The 25,154-nt window shown below is 63.7% G+C and carries 24 protein-coding genes; 18 read left to right on the top strand and 6 right to left on the bottom strand.

What is annotated here, in order from left to right; all coding sequences use genetic code 11:
- The first annotated feature begins 32 nt into the window (after positions 1–32).
- The 4 genes from ACZIRK_RS18585 to ACZIRK_RS18570 all read left to right on the top strand — a co-directional run bounded on the left by ACZIRK_RS18585 (position 33) and on the right by ACZIRK_RS18570 (position 4,899).
- On the top strand, positions 33–1,526 hold the full coding sequence (locus ACZIRK_RS18585) for an aldehyde dehydrogenase (protein WP_207231012.1): 1,494 nt from the start codon (positions 33–35) through the stop codon (positions 1,524–1,526).
- Between the two features lie 49 nt (positions 1,527–1,575).
- A complete protein-coding gene (locus ACZIRK_RS18580; protein WP_130225655.1) occupies positions 1,576–2,346 on the top strand; it encodes an SDR family NAD(P)-dependent oxidoreductase in 771 nt (256 codons plus the stop codon).
- A 164-nt stretch (positions 2,347–2,510) separates the two neighbouring features.
- Complete coding sequence (locus ACZIRK_RS18575) at positions 2,511–3,788, top strand: cystathionine gamma-synthase family protein (protein WP_130225654.1); 1,278 nt, start codon at positions 2,511–2,513, stop codon at positions 3,786–3,788.
- 160 nt (positions 3,789–3,948) lie between these two features.
- Positions 3,949–4,899 (top strand): c-type cytochrome, encoded by a 951-nt coding sequence (locus ACZIRK_RS18570; RefSeq protein WP_130225653.1) that lies wholly within the window; start codon positions 3,949–3,951, stop codon positions 4,897–4,899.
- 37 nt (positions 4,900–4,936) lie between these two features.
- Here the strand turns inward: ACZIRK_RS18570 and ACZIRK_RS18565 are convergent, their stop codons facing one another.
- Positions 4,937–5,386, bottom strand: coding sequence for a hypothetical protein (locus ACZIRK_RS18565; protein ID WP_245474689.1), 450 nt, complete (start codon positions 5,384–5,386; stop codon positions 4,937–4,939).
- Between ACZIRK_RS18565 and ACZIRK_RS18560 the strand changes: the two genes are divergently transcribed.
- From ACZIRK_RS18560 to ACZIRK_RS18545, 4 genes are all read left to right on the top strand, one after another.
- Entirely contained in the window at positions 5,363–5,809 is a 447-nt protein-coding gene (locus tag ACZIRK_RS18560) for a baeRF12 domain-containing protein (RefSeq protein ID WP_130225652.1), read from the top strand. The two genes, ACZIRK_RS18565 and ACZIRK_RS18560, sit on opposite strands and share 24 nt — an antisense overlap.
- 66 nt (positions 5,810–5,875) lie before the next feature.
- A complete protein-coding gene (locus tag ACZIRK_RS18555) occupies positions 5,876–6,049 on the top strand; it encodes a hypothetical protein (RefSeq protein ID WP_155255129.1) in 174 nt (57 codons plus the stop codon).
- A gap of 119 nt (positions 6,050–6,168) precedes the next feature.
- The gene (locus ACZIRK_RS18550; protein ID WP_165435189.1) at positions 6,169–6,333 is read left to right on the top strand and encodes a hypothetical protein; all 165 of its coding nucleotides are present in this window, start codon (positions 6,169–6,171) and stop codon (positions 6,331–6,333) included.
- Between the two features lie 206 nt (positions 6,334–6,539).
- On the top strand, positions 6,540–6,752 hold the full coding sequence (locus tag ACZIRK_RS18545; RefSeq protein ID WP_028163304.1) for a hypothetical protein: 213 nt from the start codon (positions 6,540–6,542) through the stop codon (positions 6,750–6,752).
- A 68-nt stretch (positions 6,753–6,820) separates the two neighbouring features.
- On the opposite strand, the gene ACZIRK_RS18540 is transcribed toward ACZIRK_RS18545, so the two are convergent.
- On the bottom strand, positions 6,821–7,198 hold the full coding sequence (locus tag ACZIRK_RS18540; RefSeq protein WP_463327945.1) for a BA14K family protein: 378 nt from the start codon (positions 7,196–7,198) through the stop codon (positions 6,821–6,823).
- A 355-nt stretch (positions 7,199–7,553) separates the two neighbouring features.
- Between ACZIRK_RS18540 and ACZIRK_RS18535 the strand changes: the two genes are divergently transcribed.
- The 5 genes from ACZIRK_RS18535 (at position 7,554) to cutA (ending at position 13,242) form a co-directional block, all read left to right on the top strand.
- The gene (locus ACZIRK_RS18535) at positions 7,554–8,525 is read left to right on the top strand and encodes an isopenicillin N synthase family dioxygenase (protein ID WP_130225650.1); all 972 of its coding nucleotides are present in this window, start codon (positions 7,554–7,556) and stop codon (positions 8,523–8,525) included.
- 15 nt (positions 8,526–8,540) lie between these two features.
- On the top strand, positions 8,541–9,305 hold the full coding sequence (locus ACZIRK_RS18530) for an alpha/beta fold hydrolase (RefSeq protein ID WP_463327884.1): 765 nt from the start codon (positions 8,541–8,543) through the stop codon (positions 9,303–9,305).
- 138 nt (positions 9,306–9,443) lie between these two features.
- Positions 9,444–10,322, top strand: a complete 879-nt coding sequence (locus ACZIRK_RS18525) for an FAD binding domain-containing protein (RefSeq protein WP_463327883.1) — start codon at positions 9,444–9,446, stop codon at positions 10,320–10,322.
- On the top strand, positions 10,322–10,849 hold the full coding sequence (locus tag ACZIRK_RS18520; protein WP_245474688.1) for a (2Fe-2S)-binding protein: 528 nt from the start codon (positions 10,322–10,324) through the stop codon (positions 10,847–10,849). Before ACZIRK_RS18525 ends, ACZIRK_RS18520 begins: the two co-directional genes overlap by 1 nt.
- A complete protein-coding gene (cutA, locus tag ACZIRK_RS18515) occupies positions 10,849–13,242 on the top strand; it encodes an aerobic carbon-monoxide dehydrogenase large subunit (protein WP_130225647.1) in 2,394 nt (797 codons plus the stop codon). The genes ACZIRK_RS18520 and cutA overlap by 1 nt, the downstream gene beginning before the upstream one ends.
- 107 nt (positions 13,243–13,349) lie before the next feature.
- Here the strand turns inward: cutA and ACZIRK_RS18510 are convergent, their stop codons facing one another.
- Genes ACZIRK_RS18510 through ACZIRK_RS18495 form a run of 4 tightly spaced genes read right to left on the bottom strand, consistent with a single transcriptional unit; the run spans position 13,350 to position 17,984 of the window.
- On the bottom strand, positions 13,350–14,285 hold the full coding sequence (locus ACZIRK_RS18510) for an ABC transporter permease (RefSeq protein ID WP_207231011.1): 936 nt from the start codon (positions 14,283–14,285) through the stop codon (positions 13,350–13,352).
- 10 nt (positions 14,286–14,295) lie between these two features.
- On the bottom strand, positions 14,296–15,363 hold the full coding sequence (locus tag ACZIRK_RS18505; protein WP_463327882.1) for an ABC transporter permease: 1,068 nt from the start codon (positions 15,361–15,363) through the stop codon (positions 14,296–14,298).
- 22 nt (positions 15,364–15,385) lie between these two features.
- Positions 15,386–16,888: an ABC transporter ATP-binding protein gene (locus tag ACZIRK_RS18500; RefSeq protein ID WP_130225645.1), complete on the bottom strand. Its 1,503-nt coding sequence runs from the start codon at positions 16,886–16,888 to the stop codon at positions 15,386–15,388.
- A 16-nt stretch (positions 16,889–16,904) separates the two neighbouring features.
- Entirely contained in the window at positions 16,905–17,984 is a 1,080-nt protein-coding gene (locus tag ACZIRK_RS18495; RefSeq protein WP_130225644.1) for a BMP family ABC transporter substrate-binding protein, read from the bottom strand.
- Between the two features lie 399 nt (positions 17,985–18,383).
- Here ACZIRK_RS18495 and ACZIRK_RS18490 point away from each other — a divergent pair, with 399 nt between their 5' ends.
- The 5 genes from ACZIRK_RS18490 (at position 18,384) to ACZIRK_RS18470 (ending at position 25,145) form a co-directional block, all read left to right on the top strand.
- On the top strand, positions 18,384–19,058 hold the full coding sequence (locus tag ACZIRK_RS18490; RefSeq protein WP_130225643.1) for a cysteine hydrolase family protein: 675 nt from the start codon (positions 18,384–18,386) through the stop codon (positions 19,056–19,058).
- A gap of 166 nt (positions 19,059–19,224) precedes the next feature.
- Positions 19,225–20,079 (top strand): FAD binding domain-containing protein, encoded by an 855-nt coding sequence (locus ACZIRK_RS18485; protein WP_130225642.1) that lies wholly within the window; start codon positions 19,225–19,227, stop codon positions 20,077–20,079.
- Complete coding sequence (locus ACZIRK_RS18480; RefSeq protein WP_130225641.1) at positions 20,076–22,391, top strand: xanthine dehydrogenase family protein molybdopterin-binding subunit; 2,316 nt, start codon at positions 20,076–20,078, stop codon at positions 22,389–22,391. Before ACZIRK_RS18485 ends, ACZIRK_RS18480 begins: the two co-directional genes overlap by 4 nt.
- Positions 22,384–22,872, top strand: coding sequence for a (2Fe-2S)-binding protein (locus ACZIRK_RS18475; protein ID WP_130225640.1), 489 nt, complete (start codon positions 22,384–22,386; stop codon positions 22,870–22,872). The genes ACZIRK_RS18480 and ACZIRK_RS18475 overlap by 8 nt, the downstream gene beginning before the upstream one ends.
- Entirely contained in the window at positions 22,869–25,145 is a 2,277-nt protein-coding gene (locus ACZIRK_RS18470; RefSeq protein ID WP_130225639.1) for a xanthine dehydrogenase family protein molybdopterin-binding subunit, read from the top strand. Before ACZIRK_RS18475 ends, ACZIRK_RS18470 begins: the two co-directional genes overlap by 4 nt.
- Positions 25,146–25,154 lie beyond the last annotated feature (9 nt).

The following is a 25,154-nucleotide window of genomic DNA, read 5'->3' as shown; positions in this document are numbered from 1 at the left end:
AGATTTTGCGTTGACCTGTGGAGGATCAATCCGTGCTGAAATCCGATCGTCTCATCCGCTACGATCATCTCTATATTGGCGGCTCGTGGGGCGCGCCTGAAGACGGCGGTTTTCTCGAAAGCATCGATCCATCTACGGGACGCCCCTGGGCTCGCGTCGCCTTCGGCGGCCCCGGTGATATCGACCGCGCCGTCGCGGCGGCGCGACAAGCACTGAACGGTCCTTGGGGGCGCATGCCCGGGCACGAGCGCGCCGCACTGCTGCGCAAGTTCGCTGACCTCTATGCGAAGCGCGCCGCTGATCTTGCGGTTCTGGAAACAACGGATTCCGGCCGCGCGCTGCGGGAGTCACGTGCCGATATTGGCGGCCACACCTATGGCTATCACTGGTGGGCATCATTGGCGGACAAGCATGCCGGCCGCACCATTCCATTCGACGACAGCGTGCACGCATTTACGACCCGCGTGCCGGTCGGCGTGGTCGGCGCGATTACGCCATGGAACGTGCCGCTCATGGCTGCGGCATGGAAGCTCGGTCCGGCACTCGCGGCAGGTTGCACTGTCGTGTTGAAGCCGGCAGAGCAGACGCCGGTCACCTCGCTTGAACTCGGAAAATTGTTTGACGAAGCCGGGTTTCCGCCTGGGGTAGTCAACATCGTTCCCGGATATGGGAAGGATGGCGCTGGTGAGCGGCTCGTCACCCATCCGGGCGTCGACAAGATCGCATTCACCGGCGAGGGCGCGACGGCGAAGGTCATTCTGCGTGCGGGCGCCGACACGATGAAGCGCTTCACTTTCGAGCTTGGCGGCAAGTCGCCCCATATCATTTTCGCTGACGCCGATCTCGAACAGGCGCTGAACGCGGCCACCAATTCCGCATGGACGCTGTGCGGACAGAGCTGTGCGCTCGGCTCGCGGGTCCTGGTTCAGAGGCCGATCTACGATCAGGTCGTCGCAGAATTTGCGCGCCGCGCGGCTCAGGTGCGGGTCGGTCCTCCGCTGGATGAAGCCACGCATATGGGCCCCCAGGCGCACGAGGAGCAACTCGCCAAGACACTGTCCTATATCGATATCGGACGGGCCGACGGCGCTGAACTGGTGACCGGCGGAAGCCGGCTGAGCGGCGGCGTGCATGGCGACGGCTACTTCGTCCAGCCAACTGTCTTTGCCAACGTCTCCAACGAGATGCGGATCGCCCGCGAGGAGATTTTTGGCCCCGTGGCCGCGCTGATTCCGTTCGACGATGAGGAGCAGGCGATCGCGATCGCGAACGACACGGCATACGGACTGACGGCCGGCCTCTGGACCCAGGACATCGGACGCGGCCATCGCGTCTCCAGCCGGATTCGCGCCGGCATGGTGTGGGTGAACACCTATCGCTTCATTCGCTGGTCGACGCCTTATGGCGGTTTCAAGGGCAGCGGGTGGGGCCGAGAGAACGGTATCGAAGCGCTCGATTCCTATCTCGAAACCCGCACCACGGTGGTCAGCACGACCGGGCGTTTTCCGAACGCCTATGCCAACTAAAATCAAGCACAGCACCTCTCGTTAAATCCAACAAGAAGAGAAGACGATCATGCGTTTGGCAAACAAGCTCGCGGTGGTAACGGCCGCCGCATCCGGGATGGGACGTGCCGGTGTCGAGGTCTTCCTGAGGGAAGGGGCCAAGGTCGTCGCCGTCGATATCAACCGCGATGCGCTGGCACAGCTCTCCGCGGACATGCGTGCCAAGGGCTACACCATCGAAACGCTTCAGGCGGATCTGTCACGGCCGGAAGAAACGCGACGGTCGGTGAACGATGCGGCGGCGCTATTGGGCGGCATCGACGTGATGTGGGCTCATGCCGGAATTCCCGGCCCGGCCGGCGTGGAGAATCTCGATCTGGCGGCCTATGAAGCCGCGATGGCGCTCAACGTCACGTCCGCCACCTTGGCAGCGGGCGAAGTGATTGGGCATATGCGCAAGCGGGGCGGTGGATCGCTGATCTTCACGGCATCCGTCTCGGGACTGGTCGGCTCGATGTTCAGCCCGGTCTATTCAGCGGCGAAATTCGCGGTGGTCGGGCTGACCAAGTCGTTGGCGCAACGCTTTGCCGCGGACAATGTGCGCGTCAACGCCGTTTGCCCCGGGCTTGCAGATACGCCCATGAAGACTGGATTCACGGGGCGTTCGGGTGATCCTGCCGAGGCCGCCGCCAATCAGGCGCGCCTGCTCGCGTCCGTGCCGATGGGACGGCTCTGCAAGGCGGAGGAAGTCGCGCATGCGGCACTTTGGCTGGCATCGGATGAAGCTTCGTTCGTGACCGGCGTTGCGCTTCCGATCGATGGCGGATTCACGGCTCGCTGAGTTCTGATGATCAGAACGAGGGCGGATGGCTTTCGATTGTGCCATCCGCCGAATTATGCCCGCATCGACGGGCTCGATCTGGCCATTCTGGCGTTATAGCCATAGGAGACTTCATACCGCCGTAGACAGGCGCCGGGTAAGGTGTTCCCCCAAAGGAGCGAGCCATGGTGAAACCGACGAAGACGCGCATTGGCAACCACACCCTGCACCCGGAAACGCTGATGCTGAACTACGGCTATGATCCGCAATTGTCGGAGGGAGCCGTCAAACCCCCGGTCTTCCTGACCTCGACCTTCGTCTTCAAGACGGCGGAAGACGGCAAGGACTTCTTCGATTTCGTCGCGGGCCGGCGCGAACCGCCGGAGGGGATGGGCGCGGGCCTGGTCTACTCGCGGTTCAATCATCCCAACAGTGAGATCGTGGAGGACAGGCTCGCCGTCTATGAGCGCACCGAGAACTGCGCGCTGTTCTCGTCCGGCATGGCGGCGATTTCGACGACGATCCTGGCCTTCGCACGCCCTGGCGATGTGATCCTGCATTCCCAACCGCTGTATGGCGGGACGGAAACGCTGTTTGCGAACACGCTTGCGAAGCTCTCCATCGGTGCCGTGGGCTTCGCCGATGGCCTCGATGAGGCCGCGGTCAGGCACGCGGCGGAGGACGCCATGCGCAGGGGCCGAGTGACGATGATCTTCATCGAAACCCCGGCAAATCCCACCAATGGCCTGGTCGATATCGCGATGATCCGCCGTATCGCCGAGCTGATCGGCGAGGTCCAGGGCCACACGCCGATCGTCGCATGCGACAATACGCTGCTCGGGCCGTTGTTTCAGCGGCCGATCGAGCATGGTGCTGATCTCTCCCTGTACTCGCTGACCAAATATGTCGGAGGCCATTCCGACCTGATCGCCGGTGCTGCGCTCGGCTCAAAGGCCCTGATGAAGGACATCAGGGCGTTGCGAGGCGCCATCGGCACCCAACTGGATGCCCATTCCTGCTGGATGATCAGCCGGTCGCTCGAAACCCTGAGCCTGCGGATGGAAAAGGCTGACAGAAATGCGCACCTTGTGGCGGATTATCTGCGCGATCATCCCAAAGTGGAGCGCGTCCATTATCTTGCCCACCACGCCGAGGATTCCGCGGCCGGCCGTCTGTTCGCGAGGCAATGCAGCGGAGCAGGCTCCACGTTTTCATTCGATATTGTCGGCGGCCAGACGGCTGCTTTCAAATTCCTGAATGCGCTAAAAATCCTGAAACTGGCGGTGAGCCTGGGCGGCACCGAGTCGCTTGCAAGCCATCCCGCAACCATGACCCACTCGGGCGTCCCGTCCGACATCCGTCAAAGGATAGGCGTGCTCGACTCCACGATCCGGTTGTCTGTTGGCATCGAGCATCCTTCCGATCTGATCGCGGATATCGCGCAAGCTTTGATCGCGGCATAGGTGCGACGCAACGGGAGGCGCTGGCTCAACCGCGATGCCGTGCACGTTACACCTGTAACGCGATAGGCCGGTCTCGAAATTATTTCGTATCGCGCGCCCCATAGCGTCTGCAGCGGTCGACATTTCATCGTCGAACGCATTGATTTGGGGGCAATACAGAATGTTCGAATGGCTCGAGCCTGCGGCGTTGATCGTCATAGCGGGATTGCTGGCATGCTCAGGTATTCGTAACTGGCGATCGAAGAAACCAATTGTCAAATGGGGCGGAGCAGGTTTGGCGGCTTTGGCTTCCGTCATTGCTTTCTCGATCAGCGTGCTGCTGACCATCGGGCTGTTCAAGCTGCACGCGCGCAGCGCGCCAAGCGTGGACGTGAAGGTTGCAGGGACCGCGGAGCAAATCCGGCGCGGCCAGACGATCGCGGACAGCTTTTGCAGCGGCTGCCATACCAGGACCGACACGCTCACCGGCGGCGCGGATCTCGGTAAGGATATCTCGTTGCCGATCGGTTCGTTTATAGCCGCCAACCTCACACCGGTCGGGCAATTAAGCCGGTGGTCGGACGGCGATATTTTCCGCGCCATTCGCAACGGGGTCGCTCCCGAAGGGGATTGGCTGGTCATCATGTCCTACACCAACGCCGGAAAGCTGAGCGACGCGGACACCAAAGCGGTGATTGCCTATCTCCGCAGTCTGCCTGCTGCAGGAGAAAAGACGAGAAATCCGGCCGATCGTCTCACGATGCTGGGCATCGCGATGTTGGGCGCTGGCATGCTGCCAGCAGGCAAGCCCGTCTCAACAGACCATGTGACCGCGCCACCAAAAGGCCCCACGTCACGATACGGCGAATATCTCATCTCGTATCAGGACTGCCGCGAATGCCATGGCAAAGATCTGACCGGTGGCAAACCCGGCCAGCTCGCCCCGCTAGGGCCCGATCTCAATGTCGTCAAGGAGTGGAAATTCCAGGAATTCGTCGCCACCATGCGCACTGGTGTCGATCCGAACGGTCACACCCTCGGCAATCGGATGCCGTGGCAGCCGATCGGCAGGATGGAAGATGAAGACCTTCGCGCTGTCTATGAGTATCTGACGCATCTGCCCGCAGCCTGAACAATTCCGTGCGGCGCTCGCATCCTTAGAATGACGGCTAGCTTTTCGGGGTTGAATCCGCGCCCAGTAGTTGGCCGGTCTTGCGGCTGAGAAAATGCAGTCGCGTGCAGGCAGGGCAGCTTACCGCCGTGAATTCGTTCTGATCGGTATTATCATCCTCGTCCAGGCTGTGCTGAACGTTGAGATGGGTATTGGGGCAGACGAAGATGAAATGTCTCATCCGCTCTTTGTCGAAGATCTGGAATCGGACGATTTGATCTAACGCAAGGTTTTGGGCCCGCGGAGGCGAAATGCCCCCACGGCCGGTACCGTCATATGGCGCGCGATCTATCCGGATGGTTTGATCCAGAACAAACGGCGGAGAAAAGCTCCGAGATAGCCTGTCGTCGTTGTTGAATTGTGCGCGGCTACGGCCTCGTTCCGCGCCGTTCGGCAGATTGAAGACAGGTACCGGAGGTTCATCATGGCTAAACTCAAGATTCCGCATGACGCCATCGTATTCGTGGGCGACGGGCGGAAAGCGCTGTTCCTCCGCAACGAAGGCGATGAGAAATTCCCCAATCTGAAGACCGAGCAGGTCTTTGAGCAGCAAAATTCCTCGACCCATGATCAGGGCAGCGAGCGGCCCGGACGCACGAGGAAGCCCGGTTCGGGGCAGCGAAGTACGGTCGAGCCGGTAGACTGGCATGATCTCGAAGAGCATCGGTTCGCGCGACAGGTGGCGGCCGCCGCCGAGCAGGTCATCCGCAGCGGCAAGGCAAAGGCCCTCGTCGTCGTGGCCCCGCCGCGAACCCTGGCAGAGCTTCGAGTTGCCTTTCATGCTGACGTGAAACGGCATATCCTGGCCGAGTTCGACAAGGATCTCACCAAGCATCCTGTCGGCGAAATCGAAAGGCATCTGGTTGGATGATCCGCGGGCGATGCCCGCCGATCTTGACGCATAACGTGTTCTCACGCGTCTCTGCGGGAGACAATGATGTCCGCTGTTCCTCGGAAGCGGGGCGCCGAACCGGCTGATCAGGCCGATGAAGCGCCCGGCTTGATCGATCAGGATCAGGTTGATGTCGAGCGCGATGAGCCGCTCGGCGAGAATGAGCCGGTCGAACGCGATTCCCCTGATGCGCCGGCCTCGCCGGCATTCGAGGAGTGATGTGCATGTGATGCAGTGTGGCTAAGCGTCGCTCGAAATCGTCTGGTCTCTCAGACCTCCATGCGGTAAGACGCAACAATTGTTGTGATGCTCGAATTCCGCGGATGGAGGTTGGTCCCGTGGAGAAATTCATTCACAATCAGAATCTCGCGCTGTTCAGGAAGAAGCTGAACGATCCGCACATCAGCGAGGCGGAGCGCGACGTCGTTCTCAAGCTGTTGGCGGATGAGGAAGCGAAGGAGGGGCTGCTGCGTTCCACCCGAGCGGATCGCAAACCGTCCTGATCCAACGCAATTTTCCGAAAATCACATCGCGCTTTGGCGCTGCTGCGGAAAGTTTGGGCATGGAAGACCGCGTCCGATGGTTCCGCTCTTGGGTGGAGATCTGCGTTGCAATTTCAAATCAGCTCATCGCCTATTCGACTTGCGCGAGATCAACGCGGGGCCTCGCGGGCTGGTTCAGCTAGCAGAGGAAAAGAGGAGCTACGCGGATGGCGCGCTTCATTGCCCGATTCTACAAAAATGTGCTCGGTGAGAACGGCCAGGTCGGCGATGTCTGCCAATGCACGGTGGATCTCGACGTGCCGGACGACGCGCAAGCAGTAGACGCCGCCAAGCAGAAATTCTGCGAGATACACGGGGTTCGTGATTGGACCCTGCACGCCGATCGGCTGGAGGTGAAGCCGGCCGACTTTCCGTCGTAGGCAGGGAGATACCGGGCTGCGTGCTGCGCACGCATCCCAGAATGACGCTTGCGCTCGGCTAGGACTCGTTACGGGCAGGGATGACGGTAGCCGTCGGTGCCGAGATAGGTGCCTGAGGCGGGATCATAGGAGCGGAAGCGCTGCGCGCAGTAAGCTTGGGCGTTTGCCGCCTGTGCCTGGCTGGATGCAATGGCACCGCCGATGATGGCGCCGGCGGCGAGTCCGCCAAGCACCGCGGCGCCGGTTCCGTATCCACGTCCATGTCCATACCCGCCGCGGTAACCGTAGTGGCGGTATCCGGGACCACCATGGTAGCGACGGTATTGCACCTGCTGTACCGAAGACTCTTGTGCCACGGGGGACGGCGTCATGGGCGCGGCTCGAACAGGTAGGGATGCCGATATCGTCAGCGCTGTGGCGGCGGCCATCAAGAAAATCCTACGCATGTTCACGGCTTGCTCCTTTTCTTGTTTGGTTGGGAACACAACGGCCGTGCTGCCGAACGGTTCCCGGGGACTTCCCGCTCGCGACGACAGAGAGCCAGCGAAGCGTTAACTCCCACTACAAGATTCCGCCCCTGCGGTCATCACAAGATCAGTCGGCCCTCACGTGCGAATATGAAGGGCTCCGTTGCATCTCTGTCGTGTAATCCGATTCGCCTTCGGATGCTTTTTTGAGCCGAAAGCGCCAATTTTTGCCGAAACTTTCAGCGCGCGTGATCGCGCTCGCCGCGCTACCTAGAAGCGGACGAGGGAAGCGCTTCATGGTCGTGAGGCGGCCGCGCGAAGGAGGGTAACCAACATGCTCGAAGCGGCACGGGTTTCGCAGTCCAGTCTGCCGGTGATCGATATCTCCGGCCTGTCGTCGCCAAACCTGTCGGATCGCAAAGCGGTTGCCGCCAAGCTGCGCGCCGCCTGTCTGTACAACGGCTTCTTTTATATCTCGAACCATGACGTCGATGAAAAGCTCGTCGCCGACGTCTTCGCCGAGGCTGCTGCGTTCTTCGATCTATCGCCCGAGACAAAGGCCGAGGTTGACAAGTCACGCTCGAAGGCCAATCGCGGTTACGAGCCGCTGCAGGGCCAGACGTTGGAGCCCGGTGCGCCGCCCGATCTGAAGGAGGGCTATTATGTCGGGCCTGAGCATGCGCCTGATGATCCGCGCGTGCTCGCCGGCATGTTCAATCATGGCGCCAACCAGTGGCCATCGTCGCGGCCGAACTTCAAGCCGGTGATGGAAGCCTATCTCAACGTGATGCTGGATCTGTCGGCCCGCATGATGGGCGGCATCGCGCTGTCGCTCGATCTTCCTGAGGATTATTTCAAAGGCTATTGCACTGACGCGATGGCGACTGTGCGGCTGCTGCACTATCCGCCGCAGCCTGCTGGCGGCAATCCGGATCAGAAGGGCGCCGGCGCGCACACCGATTTCGGCGGGCTGACGCTGTTGCGCCAGGGCGATATCGGCGGCCTGCAGGTCTGGGACCAGGCCACCGGCGGCTGGATCCACGCCGACCCGGTGCCCGGCACCTATGTCGTCAATCTCGGCGACATGATCGCGCGCTGGACCAACGACAAATACCGCTCGACGCTGCATCGCGTGGTCAACGTATCAGGCCACGAGCGCTATTCGGTGCCGTTCTTCTACACCGGCAATTACGCCCACAAGGTCGAATGCATCCCGACCTGCCTTGCACCGGATGAACAGCCGAAATACCCCCCTGTAACGGTCGAGGAGCATATGCGCGCGATGTACAAGCGGACCTACAAGTAGTCTGTCGTCGCCGCCATGACCGCTCCAACCCCGCGCTACACCTTCATCCTGATCCACGGCGCCTGGCAGGGCGCCTGGGCCTGGGAGACCATCGTCCCGCGCCTGAAGGCGCTCGGGCACGGGGCTGTTGCCGTCGACCTGCCGGGCAACGGCCACAACCCGCTACCGCCCGAGGAGGTCAATCTCGAGCGCTACGCCGCGCATGTTGTCGACATCATCGACACGACCGAAGGTCCGATCATCATGGTCGGGCACAGCATGGGCGGCACCGCGGCCGCGCAGGCCTGCGAATTGCGCCCGGAACGGATCGCGCTCGCGATCTTCCTCTGTGCGTTCATGCTGCCTGACGGGATGTCCGTGCTGCAGTTCTACGAGCGCTATCTGGAGCCATGGATGCGCGGCGCGCATGCGCGTGTCACCTATGATGAGGCAGGTCTCTTGTCGCGTATCGATCCGGCCTCCGCGGTCGAGGTGTTCTACCAGAAGGCGGATCGCGAGTTGGCGGAGGCCGCCGCGCGTCGCCTGACGCCGCAGCCTGAAGGCGGCCGCCGCTCGCAACTGAAGCTGTCGGGCGAGCGCTTCGGCACCGTGCCGCGCGTCTATATCGAGGCGCGCGAGGATCGCTCGGTGCACCTGCCACTGCAGCGGAAGATGCAGGAATTGTCGCCGTGCCTCGAAGTCTACGGCCTCGACAGCGACCACGCGCCGCAGCTCTCGCAGCCGGATGAGCTCGTTGCACTATTTATGAAGGCGGTTGCCGCGCACGCCCGCACGCTGTGACTGATCTCGCGACCGCGATTCAATCGCGGGGGCCAGATCGATGCTTCATTTGTGGGCAAATGGTGCTCATTTCACTTCGTTGACAGCATTTTCGCGCCACCTATCCTGACCGCAGTTTTGGCGAGCTGAAGAGATCAGATGAAGCCCTCCATCTTTGGCTATCAGGCGCCAGCATCAATCGAAGCGGTAATCAGCATTCTGGCCGGCGATCCCGACGCGGTCGTGCTCGCCGGCGGGCAGACATTGTTGCCCGCGATGAATTTTCGTGCCGCTAATCCATCCACGCTGGTGGATATCCAGCATGTGGCTGATCTCCGCGGCATCGAGGTCGGCGCCGACGTCATTGTCGTGAAGGCGATGACCCGCCACCGCGAATTCGAACTCGATGCGGGCGTCGCGGGCGTCAATCCGCTGGTCGCTGAGGTCATGCAGCATGTTGCCCATGTGCCGATCCGCAACCGCGGCACGGTGGTTGGCAGCCTTTGCCACGCCGATCCCTCCGCCGAAATGCCGATGCTGCTGGTGCTGCTCGGCGGCTCCGTGATCGCGCAGGGGCCGTCGGGGTGGCGCGAGATTGCGGCCGAGGATTTCTTTCAGTCGTTCCTCACCACGGCCCGAGAGCGGGACGAGATCATCACCGAGGCGCGCTTTCCGGTGCTGCCGAAAGGCGCCGGATGGGCCTTCGACGAGGTGACCCGGCGTCACGGCGACTACGCAATTGCCGGCGTCGGCTGCGTGCTGTCGCTTGACGATCGCGGCCATGCGTCGCGCGTGCAGCTTGCGGCGTGCGGCATCGCGGATACGCCAGTGCGCTTGAAGGAGGCGGAGAATATCCTCACAGGCACCGCGCTCGGTGCGTCCGATCTCGACGCCGCGGTGGCGGCCTCCGGTGCGGCCGTGACACAGCCCGACGAGATACATGTGTCCCAAACCTATCGCCGCAGGGCGCTCGGCACGCTGATCCGCAGGATCGTGACGACAGCCGCGCAACGTGCCACGCAGATGGAGACCGCCTGATGGCGCGAACGATGAAGGCCGCGATTCCGGACCGCTCCGCCGATGCCGAGGTCGACGTGTCGATGACGGTCAACGGCGAGGCCGTCAGTCGCAGCGTCAGCGTCCGCTTGCTGCTGAGCGACTTCCTGCGGCACGAGCTGAGGCTGACCGGCACCCATGTCGGCTGTGAGCACGGCGTCTGCGGCTGCTGCACGGTGCTCCTTAACGGCAGGGCCGGCCGCTCCTGCCTGACGTTGGCGGTGCAGGCGAATGGTTACGATATCCGCACCATCGAGTCGGTCGCATCGGCTGACGGCACGCTGCATCCGGTGCAGCAGGCGTTCAAGGAGTGCCATGGCCTGCAATGCGGCTATTGCACGCCCGGCATGGTGATGAACATCGTCGCCCGCTTCGAGGAGCCGGGAAAGCTTGATCTCACCGACGAAGGCATCAGGGATTTGCTCTCGGGCAATCTCTGCCGTTGCACTGGCTATCTCAACATCATCGCCGCGGTGCGCCGTGCCGCTGAGCTGCTCGGACGGGCCTGATGTCGACACGCCAGTTCGGAGCGCGCGTCGAGCGCAACATCGATCCCAAGCTGCTGCGGGGCGAGGGGGCCTTCGTCGACGACATTCCGCTGCCGGACGCGCTGCACGTCGCTTTCCTGCGCAGCCCGCATGCGCGGGCGCGGATCGTCTCCATCGACGCATCGGCAGCGAAGTGCCATCCGGGCGTCGCGGCTATCTATACCAGCGACGATATCGGCACTCTCGATGTCGAGATGCCGCTATTGATTCCGCATCCCTCGATGAAGAATCCGAAGACCCAGCGTCCGCTAGCGCGCGGCGATGTCCACTATGTCGGGCAGACCGTGGCAATGGTGGTCGCCGTCGATCGCTATACCGCCGAAGATGCTGCAGCACTGATCGAGGTCGAGTACGAACCACTGCCAGTCGAGATGGACCTGGCGAAGGCGCTGACCGACGACACGCCGCTTGTGCATGCCGACGTGCCGAACAATCTGGCGGCGCATTTCATCCAGATCAGCGGCAATCCGGACGACGCCTTTGCCCGTGCCGAGCACACTACCAAGATCACCGTGCAAGTCGATCGCTCGACGGCGGCCCCGATGGAGTGCCGCGCGGTCGCGGCGCGCTGGGATGCGGTATCCGGTGAACTCACAGTGTGGGACGGCACACAGGCGCCGATCTCGGTGCGCGGCGGGCTTGCATCCGTGTTCGAGCTCGATGAGGACAAGGTCCGCGTCATCGCGCCTGACGTCGGCGGCGGCTTCGGGCAGAAGGTGCTGCTGTTCTATCCGGACGAACTCCTGGTGCCGATGGCGGCGATGCGGCTCGGGCGCCCCGTGAAATATATCGAGGATCGCCGCGAGAACTTCCTGGGTTCCTCGCAGGAGCGGACGCAGATCCACACGATCGAGCTCGCCGCGCTCAGGACCGGTGAAGTGATCGGCCTGCGCGATTTCTTCCTGCACGACACCGGCGCCTTCATTCCCTATGGCATCGCGGTGGCGCAGGTCGCCTCCACCTCGATCGCGGGGCCGTACCGCATCCCCAACATCTTCGTGGAGTTCAAGGCGGTCTATACGCCGACGGTGCAGGTGACGCCCTATCGCGGCTGCGGCCGGCCGCAGGCGTGCTTTGCGATCGAGCGCGCGATGGATCAGCTCGCCGAGGAACTCGGGCTCGACCGTTTCGAGATCCGCCGCCGCAACTTGATCGCCGAGAAGGAATTTCCCTATGAGCGCGAGGGGCTGCTGTTCGCCGACGGGCTCAAGGTGACGCTCGACAGCGGCCAGTATGGCAAGGCGCTGGCGATGGCCGCAGCCGAGCTTGGCACGGAAAGTTTCGCCGCCGAGCAGGCGAAGGCGCGCGCCGAGGGACGTTATCTCGGGCTCGGGCTCGCCTGCTACGTCGAGGGCACGGGGCTCGGTCCTTACGAGGGAGGCCACGTCAAGATCCACCCGATCACCGGCAAGGTCTACGTCAACACCGGCCTCAGCACGCAGGGGCAGGGGCACGACACGGTGTTCGCGCAGATCGTCGCCGATCAGCTCGGCGTCAGTCCGCAGGACGTTATCGTGGTCGAGGGCGACACCAAGGCGTTCGACTGGGGCGTGGCGACCTTTGCCAGCCGCGCCGCCGTTGTCAGCGGCAACGCGATCCACAAGACCGCGCTCACCGTGCGCAAGAAGGTGATCGAAGCCGCTGCCAACATGCTCGACGTCGACCCCGACCAGATCGAGCTGCGCGATTCTGCGGCCTGGGTGAAAGGCTCGAACCGCTTTGCGCCGCTGGCGGCGATCGCGACCGCGAGCAATCCGCTGCGTTACGCCTTCAACAAGGCGGCGCAGGCGGCAACGCAGTTCGCGCCGGCGAGCAAGCATGACGGGCCGCCGCTCGCGGACGGCCAGGCGCCGGGACTGGAGGCCACCGACTATTACAGTCCATCCCAATCCACCTGGGCCTATGGCGTGCACGGCGCGATCATCGAGGTCGACCCGGGCCTGTGCACCGTGAAGATCAGGAAGTACGTCTGCATCCACGATTGCGGCAACATGATCAATCCGATGATCGTGGAGGGGCAGGTGCTCGGCGGCATCGCGCAGGGGATCGGCGGTGCGCTCTATGAACATCTCGACTACCAGGCCGACGGCAATCTCGCCAATGCCAGCCTGATGGATTTCCTGGTGCCTTACGCGACCGAGATTCCCAATGTCTCGATCCTGCACCTGGAGACGCCGACGCCGCTGAATCCGCTCGGCGTCAAGGGCGTCGGCGAGGCCGGCTGCATCGCGGTCGGCGCTGTCGTCGCATCAGGCGTGGAGGACGCGCTGCGTCCATTCGGTACGCTGAAGTTTCACCACGTGCCGCTGTCGCCGAACATGATCTCACACGCGCTGGAAACTGCTGGATATTGACGCCCGCCGTCATTGCGAGCGCAGCGAAGCAATCCATCTCACCGCTTGTGGAGACATGGATTGCTTCGCTACGCTCGCAATGACGTGGAAAGACAGGCGCGAGACGGCTACCGCCGCTCCTCGCGCACATGCGGCTGGCCCAGCGCGCCGGGCTCCTGCGTGATGCCGGAATCCTTGGTGCCGACCCAGATCATGACGGCGATGGTCGCAAGATATGGCGTCATCAGCATCAGATATTGCGGCACGCGGATGCCAGCCGCCGCGATCTGCGGGATCAGCGCCTCGATGCAGCCGAACAGAAGCGCGCCTGCGAGCGCGGGCCACGGCGCCCAGCGCGCGAACACGACCAGCGCCACCGCGATCCAGCCGCGGCCGCCGGTCATCCCGGTCACCCACAGCTTGACGCTGACGACCGAGATGTAGCCGCCGGCGAGGCCAATCAGTGAGGAGCCGGCGACGATCGCAAAGATCCGATGCAGCGTGACGTTGACGCCGGCGGCGTCTGCAGCGCCCGGGTTCTCGCCGACGGAACGAATCCGCAAGCCCAGCATGGTACGGAACAAGAGGAAGTTGACGGCGAAGAAGATGAGGATGGTGAGATAGACGATCGGATCCTGCTGGAACAATATCCGCCCGATGCCGGGGATTTCCGAGAGCGGCCAGATCTTCAGCGGAGCCAGCCCCGTCAGTTGCTTGTTCTGCCATTTCGCCAGCGTGCCGACGAGGCCTGTAAAGCCCTGGCAGAAGAACACGACTGACAGGCCCGCGATCACCTGGTTGATGCGCAGCACCACCACCAGCACCGCGAACAGCAGCGAGACCACGCTCGCCGCCACCATCGCGGCAACCAGCGCCACCGCCGGATAGCCGCCGAGCATGAGGCAGGTGCCGGCGCCGGCGAGCGCGCCGACCAGCATCAAGCCCTCCGCGGTGAGGTTCAATACGCCGGAACGCTCGGCGATGATCAGGCCGAGCGCCGCAAGCGCGTAGGGGACCGCCGTGACGGGAGCGTTGGCCAGCCAGTTGATGAGGAAATCAATCACAGTGGTCCTCTCAACGTATCCAGCGGATGCGGTGGCGGATCAGGAATTCCGACGACGCGACCGCCATGACGATGATCGCCTCGATCATCTGCACCATGGTGAAGGGGATCTGGTAGAATACCTGCAGCGTCTGGCCGGTGATGAAGAGCACCGCGATCAGGAAGCCAACGACAGCGACCACGATCGGATCGTTGCGCGAGAGGAACGCGATCAGCACGCCGGAGAACACGTAGCCGTTGGCGAAGGATTGCGTGAGCCGGCCTTCCTGGCTGGCGACATTGACGAAGCCGGCAAGACCTGAGCAGGCGCCGGAGATCGCGATGATCCAGATCGTCGCCGTCTGTACGGGAACGCCGACGACTTTCGCCATTTTCGGATTGGCGCTGATGAAGCGGGTGTAGAAGCCGATGCGGCTGAGATGGATCATCCAGCCGGCCGCGAGCACGCCCGCGATCGCGATCAATAATCCGCTGTTGACGCCATAACCGATATCGGTCAGCCGCTCGAAGGGACGGAACGGGGTCGATTGTGGAAACGCGGTTTTGGAGTCCTGCCAGGCGCCGTAGAGCAGGTGGAACAGGAAATATATCGCCACGTAATTGAGCAGCAGCGTCGCGATGATCTCGTTGACCCGGAAGCGCAGCTTGAGGAACACGACCAGCAGCACCCAGAGCGCGCCGCCGAGCGCTGCAGCCATTCCCATCAGGATCAGCCGCGTGGCCGGCGGGCCGATGTCATAGATCGAGATCGCGGCGGCAAAGATGCCGCCGAAGATCATCTGGCCTTCAATGCCGAGATTCCAGAAGCCGATGCGGAAGGCGAGGCTGGCCCCTAAGCCGACCAGGATCAGCGGCGCAGCCTGGATCAGGACGCCGCGCAGGTTCTCCGCCGTGAGCACGCCGGCAAGTTCGCTCGCGAGCGTCAGCGGCGGGATGCCGGCCACCGCGAGGATCGCGACCGAGATCGCGAGGCCGAGGATCAGCGATGATCCGACGAACACCGCCTGTTTCCATGCCGGCAGGTTCTGGCGCACGTCGAGCGTGAGGCGGCCGAGGCCGCGCGGGGGTGCGGGGGTCAATGGTTCGGCTCGGCGCAAGATGTCATGCATGGTCGACCATGGCCCGGCCAATCGCCTGGCGGTCCGCAGGGCGTTCGAATTCGGCGACGATCGCGCCGCGGGTCATCACTCCGATGCGGTCGGAGAGGCTTAATATCTCGTCGAGGTCCTCACTGATCAGCACGATGGCGGCGCCGCGTTCGCGCGCCGCGATCAGGCGCTGGTGCACAGCGGCACAGGCGCGCGCATCGAGCCCGCGGCTCGGGCTGTGCGCGACCACGACATCAGGCTCGCGGCTGAATTCGCGGGCGATAACGAGCTTCTGCGCATTTCCGCCGGACAGCAGCGAGGCCTTCTGCTTGACGCTGCGCACGCCCTGCACATCGTAGTCCTTCACCGCCGCGATGGCGTCGCGGCGCATCGCGGCACGATCGAGCCTGACAACGCTGCCGTAGCGCCCGGAGCGGATCTGCGCCACCGCGAGATTGTCCTGGATCGGCAGGCTGCCGGCGAGCGCATAGGCATAGCGGTCGGCGGGGATCACGGCGATCGCAGCTTCGCGCCGCTTGGCCTGGCCGGCACGACTGATGTCGCCGGCGCCATCGACCCAGATCTCGCCCAAGGAGGGCTCGATCGCGCCGATCAGCGCTTCCGCAAGCTCGGCCTGGCCGTTGCCGCTGACGCCGGCGATGCCGTAGATCTCGCCGGCGCGGACATAGAAGCTCGTGTTGTTCAGCATGGTGCGGCCGTCGGCGCGCGTATAGGTGAGGGCGCCGACATTGAGCCGGGTCGGACCACCCTGGTGCGGCGTTCGCTCCGGGAGCGCCGAGGTCTGGCCCACCGTGAGCTCGGTCAATTCTTCCGCGGTCGAATGGCGCGGATCGAGGGTCGCGACTGTCTTGCCGCCGCGCATGATGGTCACGACATCGGCGTAGCGCTTCACGTCCTGCAGCTTGTGCGTCACCAGCACGACCGCGGTGCCGGATCGGGCCAGCCGCTGCACGATCTCGAGCAGGCCGATAGCTTCGGCGTCGGTCAGCACCGCGGTCGGCTCGTCGAGGATCAGGATCCTGGCGCCGCCGACCAGCACCTTGACGATCTCGGCCTGCTGCTGCTCGGCCACCGTCATGGTGTCGATGCGGCGATCGGGATCGATGGAGAATTTGAGCGCATCGACCTGCTTCTTGATGGCGTCGCGGATGTCGCGCAGGCCGGAAGCAAAATGGGCCTTCGGATTGGCGAGCAGCACGTTCTCGGCCACGGTGAAAGGTCTGACCAGCTTGAAGTGTTGGTGCACCATGCCGATCCCGTGAGAGCGGGCCGAAGCGGGTCCGCTCAGCGAGATCGGTGCACCATTGATGGAGATCGATCCAGCATCCGGCGCGTAGAGACCGGCGGCGACGTTCATCAGCGACGATTTGCCGGCGCCGTTTTCGCCGAGCAGGGCATGGACCTCGCCGGAGCGGCTCTCGAAGGACGCGCCATCGAGAGCCAGAGCCCCGTCAAAGGATTTCCTGATCCCGGCAAGTTGCAGGGCCGCATTCATCAGAAGCTATGCTCGCCTATTTCTGAGTGATGACACCAGGGACGAACCAGTCCATCTTCCAGAAGCCGGCATCGTCGAGCGACTTGCCCTCGGCGACGCGGACGGTGCCGGCCGTGTCCTTGATCGGACCGGCGAAGATCTGCTTGCCGGCGATGATGGCGTCGCGCTCGGCCATCACCTTGTCGACGACGTCCTTCGGCACAACGCTGTTGCAGCAGGCGATGTCGGTGCCGCCATCCTTGATGCCGGGGAAGGCGCCGTAGGGATTGGGCTCCCAATTGCCCGCCGCGATCTTCTTCAGTTCGGGCCCGAGGAATTTTTCCCAGGTCCAGGCCGAGGAGCACAGCGTTGCCTTCGGCGCGAACTCGCGGAGATCGCGGTGATGGCCGGTGCCGTAGATGCCGCGCTCTTGCGCGACGATCTGCGGCGTCGGGGTGTCGACGTGCTGGCCGATCACGTCGATGCCCTGGTCGGCCATCGCCTGCGCCGCGGCGCGTTCCTTGACCGGATCGTTCCAGGCGCCGGTGAAGACCACGGTCACAGTGGCCTTCGGATTCATCTTCTGCGCGCCTAATTCATAGGCATTGATGGTCCAGTTCACCGGGCCGATCGGATGCGCAGCGACGAATCCGAGCTTGCCGGACTTCGACATCGCACCCGCGATCATGCCGCAAAGATACTGGCTCTCATAGGTGCGGCCGTAGAAGGACTCGAGGTTCGGGCCGTTGGTGGTGCCGGAGCCGTTGAGGAACGCGACTTTCGGATATTTCTGCGACAGCTCCTTGAAGGTGTCGGAATAGCCGAACGCGGTGCCGATGATCACATTGTAGCCGCGCTGGATGAAACGCTCCGCAGCCGGCGTGATCTGTCCTGCAACTTCAGGCACATTTTCGACGAAGGGAATCTGCATGCCGACGTCCTTCTCGATCTTCGGGCGCGCCTCGTCATAGGCTTGCGTCCAGCCGCCATCGCTCTTCTCGGCGAAATAGAGGAACGCAATCTTGGCCGGCGCCGGGAGTGTGAACCCGGCGGCATAGGCGGCTGCCGCGCCGCCTGTCAGGGCAGCGGCAAGAACAGGGATTGTAGTCCAGCGCATCACGCAAAATCCTCTCGATGTGCGAAAATTTGTCGACCGTTCAGGACGGGTTCCGAAAAAATCTTCGCATTGTTGGAAAAAATAGCACGCCAATTGTTTAGTCACCGTCGAGCCAATCGATGGGCAGTCCCCCTTGCATTCTCTTCGCCGCGCGACCGCGTGCCGTCGCGCGCAGGAATGAGCGAAGCGAGCTTGCTTTCGGCCCGCACATTCCAGTGTGTTGCCCGGCGGCATCTGGTCACGCGCAAGGCGCAACCGAAAATTGGTGTGTGATTGATGTTGGCGCGTTTGCGCGAGCGCCTCGTCGCGGCTTGAATATTGCTTGGCGAGCGCCGATGCGCTGTGATCGATGCGTGCGTTGGCGCGGAACGGAAAACTGCTTCGGCGATAGGAGAAATGATGAAGGCTTATGTGTACGGTGCGAAGCGCGAGCTGCCGCAGGGGTTCGAGGATTTCACGCAGGCCTCGCGGACCGCGATCATCTCCGTCGACATGCACCAGGGACATCTCGCCGATACGCCGGATTGTCCTTGTCCCGCGCCGCGCGCGCGAGAGATCGTGGTGCCGATCGATCAGTTCCATGCCGCCGCGCGCGCGATCGGCGTGCCGGTGATCCACGTCAAGTCGGTGCTGCGCAAGGGCGGGGTCGACGACATCGCCGGCATTCCGTCGGCATGGCGGCGCACCTTTCCGCTCTATGTCGGCGCGATCCCCAACTCCGATGCGCACGCGATCGAAGGCTCGCGCTGGACTGAATTCGTCACCCATGTGGAGCCGCAAGACCTCGTCGTCGCCGGCAAGAAACGGCTGTCGCCGTTCTTCGCCACCGATCTTGATTTCCTGCTGCGGCAGATGAACGTCCGCACCGTGGTGCTCGACGGGGGCATGACAGATTGTTGCATCCTCAACGCAGCGTTCGACGCCAGCAATCTCAGCTATCGCGTTGTCGTGCTGCGCGATCTCGTGCGCGGTACCAACGAGGAGATGGAAGACGCCGCGCTGAAGATGGTGTCGTTGCATCTTGGCGTCGTCACTGACGCCGCCGACCTGCTTGCGGAATGGCGCGCCCGTTGAGTTGAAACCACCCGGCGCATCGGGAGAAGCGAAAGCGCGGCCGCCGGCCGCTCTGCGCTTTTGCCCCTCGGCCCTGGACCAACCCATGCAGACAACCGTCCCGAACAGTAGACACCGCAATGGGGGCATGTTAATCAGACTAAATAAAATTGAGCAAGGTTGAAATGTGAAGGCTGCAGCGTTCGACTATCTCAGGCCGGCAAGTCTCGGCGAAGCGCTTGCGCTGCTCGCGACACATAAGGACGATTGCAAGATCCTGGCCGGCGGCCAGAGCCTGGTTCCGGCGATGAATTTCCGCCTGGCGCGGCCCGCTATCCTCATCGATATCAACGACCTCGACGAATTGGATCACCTGCGCGCGGACGCCGGTCAGTTGAAGATCGGTGCGCTGACGCGGCACGCCGCGTTCCATCGGCCGGTGGTCGAGGGGCCGCTCGGCGCGCTCCTGGCAAAGGTCGTGCGTCACATCGCGCATTATCCGATCCGCCAGCGCGGCACCTTTGCGGGAAGCCTGTCGCACGCCGATCCCGCCTCGGAATGGTGCCTGGTCGCCACGACCCTTCGCGCCGAGATGGTCGCAAGGAGCGCGCGCGGCGAACGGGGGATTGCCGCAAGCGATTTCTTCCACGGCACGTTCACGACCGCGCTCGAACCCGACGAAATCCTGACCGAAATCCGCCTTCCAATCATGACGCCGGATTGGCGCGTGGGCTTCTACGAGTTCTCGCGACGGGCCGGCGACTTTGCGCTCGGGATGGCGGTGGCGGCGGCCAGGGTTGAAGGCAGTACGATCCGGGAGGCCCGGCTAGGCGTCGGCGGTGTCGCCGATCGCGCGATCCGCCTTGGGGCGCTGGAAGATCAGCTTGTCGGGAAGTCCGCGTCCTCTGATGTCATCGACAGTATCGCCCGCGAGGCGCGCGGCATGATCGAGCCGAGCGGAGACATTCATGCGTCTCCCGAATATCGGCGCGATCTGATCGCCGCTTCTGTCAAGCGCGCATTGACCGAGGCGCTGGCATGAACTGGATCGGCCGACGGCTGCCACGGCTGGAAGATCCGGCGCTATTGAAAGGCGGCGGCAGCTATGTGGCCGATCGTGCGAGCAAGGCGGCTGCCGTCTGCTTCGTGCGCAGTCCGGTGGCGCGCGGGACGATCGTCGATATTGAGATTCCATCGGATGGAATCATCTTCACCGGGCGGGACCTTGCCGACGTGAAGCCGATCCGCCCCATTCTGCATCGGCCCGATTACGTCGCGATCGGCCAGCCCATACTGCCGGTCGATCGCGTCAGCTTCTGCGGGCAGGCGATCGCGGTCGTCGTCGCCGACGATCCGGCGCTAGCGGAAGATATCGCCGAGCAGGTGTTCGTCGATATCGACGTCGCGGATGCGATCATCGATTTCGAGGCCGCGCTGGCCCCCGATGCAACGCCGGTGCATCCCGAAGCTGCATCCAATGTGCTGGTCGAAGGGCGCATGAGGACGCAAGGACTCGATAAGGCCTTTGCGGATGCCGCCGAGATCGTCACGCTGGACGTGCGCTCGCACCGGCAATCGGCGGCGCCAATGGAGAACCGTGGCGGGCTCGCCGAATATGATGCCGCGTCGGGACGCGTCACGCTAACCGCGTCGGTGCAGATGCCGCATATGCTCAGAACCGGCATCGCCGACACGCTCGGCATGCCAGAGTCGGATTTGCGCGTGATCGCGCCAGATGTCGGCGGCGGCTTCGGGCAGAAGATGTCGCTATTCCCCGAATATGTCGTGCTGGTGTGGCTGGCGCGAAAGCTAAAGCGGAGCGTCGCCTGGATCGAAGATCGCCGCGAAAACCTGCTCGCCTCCGCCCATGGCCGCGATCAGGCCTTCAGCCTGCGCGGGGCCTTTGCCGGGGACGGCAGGCTGCTTGGGCTGGATGCGGATTTGCGTTCCAACATCGGCGCGTTCTCCTGCTATCCCGTGACCTGCGGCGTCGAGCCATTGATGGCTTTTGCCGAACTGCCGGGCCCATATGATTTCGCCGAATACGGCGTCCGCTCGCGCGGCGTGACCACCAACACCTGCATGATGGCGCCGTATCGCGGCGTGTCGCGGCCGACGCTGACCTTCTCCATGGAGCGGATGATGGATGTCGCAGCGAAACGGCTCGGCATCGATGCCGCCGAGATCCGCCGCCGCAACCTGATCAAGACGTTCCCGCATCGCTCGCCGACCGGCCTTGTCTATGATGAAGGAAGCTATCTGCAGGCGATGGAGGTGGCGCTCGATGCTGCCGACCTGCCGGCGTTCCGCGAACGGCAGGCCGCGATGCGCGAGCGCGGACGCTATCTCGGCGTCGGCCTTTCCGTGTTCAGCGAACGCACCGGCTACGGCACGCCGGCTTATGCCGCGCGGGGCATGGAGATCGTGCCCGGCTATGAGATCGTCGATTGCAGCATGGACCCTTCCGGCGATGTCGTACTGCGCATCGGCTCGTCGCCGCATGGTCAGGGCCTGAAGACCAGCCTCGCGCAACTGGTGTCCGACGAGCTCGGCATCGAGCCGCAGCGCATCCGGATCATCTCGGGCGATACCGACGCGACGCCCTATGGCTGGGGCACCTTCGCCAGCCGTTCGATGGTGATCGCCGGCGGCGCATCGAAGCTCGCGGCGGGGAAGGTTGCGGTGAAGCTCAAGACGATCGCGGCAACGCTGATGGAAACGTCACCGGACAACATCGAGTTGAAAGACGGTTGGGCACGGGTCAGCCATTCCAACCAGGCCATGGAGATCGGTGCGCTGGCGCGGGCTGCCTATCACCAGAGCCATCGCTTCAAGGGGCTATTGCCCGGACTGCATGAGAGCGCGGTCTACGATCCCGGCGGCACATTCTCCAATGCCTGCCACATCGCTTTTGTCGAGGTCGACATCGAGACCGGCGGCGTCAGCATCGAGCGCTTTCTCGTCGCCGAGGACGCCGGCGTCCTGATCAATCCGATGATCGTCGACGGCCAGATCACCGGAGGCGTCGCGCAGGGGATTGCGAATGCGCTGTTCGAGGAGATCGTCTACGACGACACCGGCAATCTCCTGACCGCGTCCTTTGCCGATTATCTGCCGCCGACCGCGGCGGAGATTCCGGAGATCGAGATCATGCACATGGAAACCGTCTCGCCCGAGAGCGTGACCAAGGCGAAGGGCGTCGGCGAGGGCGGGGCGATCGGCGCGCCGGCGGCGATCGTCAACGCGATCTGCGACGCGCTGGCGCCTTTCGGCATCGAACTGTTCGAACTGCCTGCAACCCCGCAGCGCGTCCGCGAGGCGCTGCGCCAGGCTGGAGTTGCGAGCTATGCCTGACAAGCGCGACATCACCCTTGCCGTGAACGGCAAGACTTACGCGGTATCGATCGAGCCGCGACGGAGCCTTGCCGACGTCCTGCGTGACGATTGCGGATTGACGGGCACGCATCTCGGCTGCGAGCACGGCGTCTGCGGTGCCTGCACCGTGCTGGTGAACGACAAGCCGGTCCGCTCCTGCCTGATGTTCGGCGTGCAGGCCGAGGGCAAGACGGTGCAGACCGTCGAGGGACTGGCCGACGGCGAGACGCTGCATCCGCTGCAGCAGGCGTTCTGGGAAAATCACGGTTTGCAATGCGGCTTCTGCACCCCGGGTTTCCTGATGCTCGCCGCCGGCGCGCTGCAGGAAAATCCGGATATGTCCGACGACGACATCAAGGACGTGCTGTCATCGAATCTTTGCCGCTGCACCGGCTATCAGAACATCGTCAAGGCGGTGCGGCTGGCCGCGCGCGAAATGCGGGCGAGAACGCGGGCATGAGCTTTGTTGGCCGCTCGCTCCGGCGGATCGAGGACCGTCCGCTGCTGATGGGCCAGGGCGCGTTCGCCGCCGACTGCAACTGGCCCAGCCAGCTTCACATGCGCGTGGTGCGCTCGCCGGTCGCTTTCGGCCGCATTCTCGGCGTCGAGACCGAAGAGGCCACTGCGCTCGAGGGCGTCGTCGCGATCTGGACCATCGTCGACCTCGACCACCTGCCGCCGATCGATTTCCGCCAGATGGGGCTGGAGCGGCTCGCGCCCTACCGGCAATTCGTGCTGGCGCGCGACTATGTGCGTTATGTCGGCGAGCCCGTGGCCGTGGTCGTTGCTGTCGATCCCTATGTCGCCGAGGATGCGGCCGATCTGGTGTTTTGCGATATCGAGGAACTGGAGCCGCAGCTCGATGCCACTGCCGAGCCCGTGGCGTTCATGCCCGATGTTCACCCCGGATTGATGTCCGAGCCGGCGGTGATCCGCCGCGGCTATGGTGATCTCGACGCGGCCTTTGCCGGCGCGCACATAGTCGTCGAACTGGAGGTGAAGATCGGGCGCCACACCGGTGTGCCGATGGAGACCCGCGGCGGGTTGTGTGTCTACGACACAGAGAAGGATACGTTGCGGCTCTACGGCGCCGCCAAGGTGCCGCACTACAACCGCGACGCCATCAGCAGGATGCTCGGCCTTGCGGCGGGGCGGCTTGAGCTCAGCGAAGGCCATGTCGGCGGTGGCTTTGGCATCCGCGGCGAGCTCTATCCCGAGGACGTGCTGGTCTGCGCCGCGGCGCTGCGGCTGAAGCGGCCGGTGAAATGGATCGAGGATCGCAGGGAGCATCTGCTCGCGGCCAACCATTCGCGCGACCAGGTCTATCGGCTCAAGGCCGCTGTCGACTCGCGCGGATTCATCCTTGGCCTGAAGGCGGATTTCTTCACCGACCAGGGCGCCTATGTGCGCACCCACGGCACCACCGTCACCGATCTCTCGGCCGGTCTGCTGCCGGGTCCCTACGTCATTCCCGCCTATGATGTCGCGGGCCATATCCGGCTCACCAACAAGACGCCGGCCGGCACCTATCGCGCGCCCGGCCGCTACGAATCGACGTTCGCGTGCGAGCGGCTGATCGACGCGATCGCCATCGAGTTGGGGCTTTCGCCGGTCGAAGTGCGCCGCGTGAACCTGATCAGCGAGGCCGCGATGCCGTTCGATCGCGGCTTCGAGACGCTCGGAACCAGGGTCGTCTACGACTCCGGCAAGTACGCTGATCTGCTCGAGCGCGTGCTGGCGCATCTCGATTATGACCGGCTGCAGCAACAGCTCACGGAGCGTCGGAGCCGCGGCGAGTTGGTCGGCCTGGGCCTCGGCTATTTCGTCGAGAAGAGCGGTCTCGGTCCGCAGGATCTGGTGCGGATGAGGGTCGACCTGCGCGGCGATATCGAGATCGTCACCGGCGTTGCCTCGGTCGGGCAGGGTGTCGAGACTGCGCTGGCGCAGATTTGCGCTGCGACGCTGCAGGTGCCGATCGAGCGCATCCGCGTGATCCATGGCCAGACCGACCGGATCGAAATCGGCTTCGGCGCCTTTGCCTCGCGCGTCACCGTCATGGCGGGCTCGGCCGTGAAGATCGCCGCCGAAGCACTGCGCGCTACCGCGCTGGAAGTAGCGGCAAGGCTGTTGCAGGCCACGCCGGAGGCACTGCGTCTGTCGAACGGCATGATCGAAACCGTCAACGGCAGCGCCTCACTGTCGCTTGGCGATGTTGCCGCGCATCTCGAAGAGACGGGCGGCTTGACGGGAGAGGGGCGTTTCGCCTCCTCGCATATGACCTATCCATATGGCATCCACGCCGCACAGGTACGTGTCGATCCCGCAACTTGTGCCGTCACCATCGAGCGCTATGTCGTCGCCTACGACGTCGGGCGCGCCGTCAATCCGATGCTGATCGAGGGGCAGATCGTGGGCGGCGTGGCGCAGGGCGTCGGCGGCGCGTTCCTGGAAGAGTTCGTTTATGACGAGAACGGCCAGCCGCTGGCGGCGAGCTTCGCCGATTATCTGATGCCGACCTGTCACGAGGTGCCGGAGGTCGAAGTGCTCCTGCGCGAGGATGCGCCGTCGCCGCTCAACCCGCTCGGCGTCAAGGGCGCGGGCGAGGGCGGCATCAACGCGGCCGGCGCTGCACTCGCGGGGGCCATCGACGCTGCGATTCAAAAGCCCGGCGCAGTCGCGCAGCTTCCGATCACGCCCGGCCGCCTGCACGCCATCCTGCGCGGAGGCCGATGATAAGGGGGC

Source organism: Bradyrhizobium sp. Leo114 (assembly GCF_055229415.2).
This window is presented reverse-complemented; position numbering and strand designations above follow the sequence as displayed.

What these genes read in the sequence shown, in the direction of transcription:
- ACZIRK_RS18535 (WP_130225650.1), top strand. Translation starts at nt 7,554, where the DNA reads ATGCTCGAAGCGGCACGGGTTTCGCAGTCCAGTCTGCCGGTGATCGAT.
- ACZIRK_RS18540 (WP_463327945.1), bottom strand. Translation starts at nt 7,198, where the DNA reads ATGCGTAGGATTTTCTTGATGGCCGCCGCCACAGCGCTGACGATATCG.
- ACZIRK_RS18555 (WP_155255129.1), top strand. Translation starts at nt 5,876, where the DNA reads ATGTCCGCTGTTCCTCGGAAGCGGGGCGCCGAACCGGCTGATCAGGCC.
- ACZIRK_RS18525 (WP_463327883.1), top strand. Translation starts at nt 9,444, where the DNA reads ATGAAGCCCTCCATCTTTGGCTATCAGGCGCCAGCATCAATCGAAGCG.
- ACZIRK_RS18470 (WP_130225639.1), top strand. Translation starts at nt 22,869, where the DNA reads ATGAGCTTTGTTGGCCGCTCGCTCCGGCGGATCGAGGACCGTCCGCTG.
- ACZIRK_RS18575 (WP_130225654.1), top strand. Translation starts at nt 2,511, where the DNA reads ATGGTGAAACCGACGAAGACGCGCATTGGCAACCACACCCTGCACCCG.
- ACZIRK_RS18475 (WP_130225640.1), top strand. Translation starts at nt 22,384, where the DNA reads ATGCCTGACAAGCGCGACATCACCCTTGCCGTGAACGGCAAGACTTAC.
- ACZIRK_RS18520 (WP_245474688.1), top strand. Translation starts at nt 10,322, where the DNA reads ATGGCGCGAACGATGAAGGCCGCGATTCCGGACCGCTCCGCCGATGCC.
- ACZIRK_RS18500 (WP_130225645.1), bottom strand. Translation starts at nt 16,888, where the DNA reads ATGAATGCGGCCCTGCAACTTGCCGGGATCAGGAAATCCTTTGACGGG.
- ACZIRK_RS18495 (WP_130225644.1), bottom strand. Translation starts at nt 17,984, where the DNA reads ATGCGCTGGACTACAATCCCTGTTCTTGCCGCTGCCCTGACAGGCGGC.
- ACZIRK_RS18490 (WP_130225643.1), top strand. Translation starts at nt 18,384, where the DNA reads ATGAAGGCTTATGTGTACGGTGCGAAGCGCGAGCTGCCGCAGGGGTTC.
- ACZIRK_RS18580 (WP_130225655.1), top strand. Translation starts at nt 1,576, where the DNA reads ATGCGTTTGGCAAACAAGCTCGCGGTGGTAACGGCCGCCGCATCCGGG.
- ACZIRK_RS18530 (WP_463327884.1), top strand. Translation starts at nt 8,541, where the DNA reads ATGACCGCTCCAACCCCGCGCTACACCTTCATCCTGATCCACGGCGCC.
- ACZIRK_RS18565 (WP_245474689.1), bottom strand. Translation starts at nt 5,386, where the DNA reads ATGCGGAATCTTGAGTTTAGCCATGATGAACCTCCGGTACCTGTCTTC.
- ACZIRK_RS18480 (WP_130225641.1), top strand. Translation starts at nt 20,076, where the DNA reads ATGAACTGGATCGGCCGACGGCTGCCACGGCTGGAAGATCCGGCGCTA.
- cutA (WP_130225647.1), top strand. Translation starts at nt 10,849, where the DNA reads ATGTCGACACGCCAGTTCGGAGCGCGCGTCGAGCGCAACATCGATCCC.
- ACZIRK_RS18560 (WP_130225652.1), top strand. Translation starts at nt 5,363, where the DNA reads ATGGCTAAACTCAAGATTCCGCATGACGCCATCGTATTCGTGGGCGAC.
- ACZIRK_RS18545 (WP_028163304.1), top strand. Translation starts at nt 6,540, where the DNA reads ATGGCGCGCTTCATTGCCCGATTCTACAAAAATGTGCTCGGTGAGAAC.
- ACZIRK_RS18570 (WP_130225653.1), top strand. Translation starts at nt 3,949, where the DNA reads ATGTTCGAATGGCTCGAGCCTGCGGCGTTGATCGTCATAGCGGGATTG.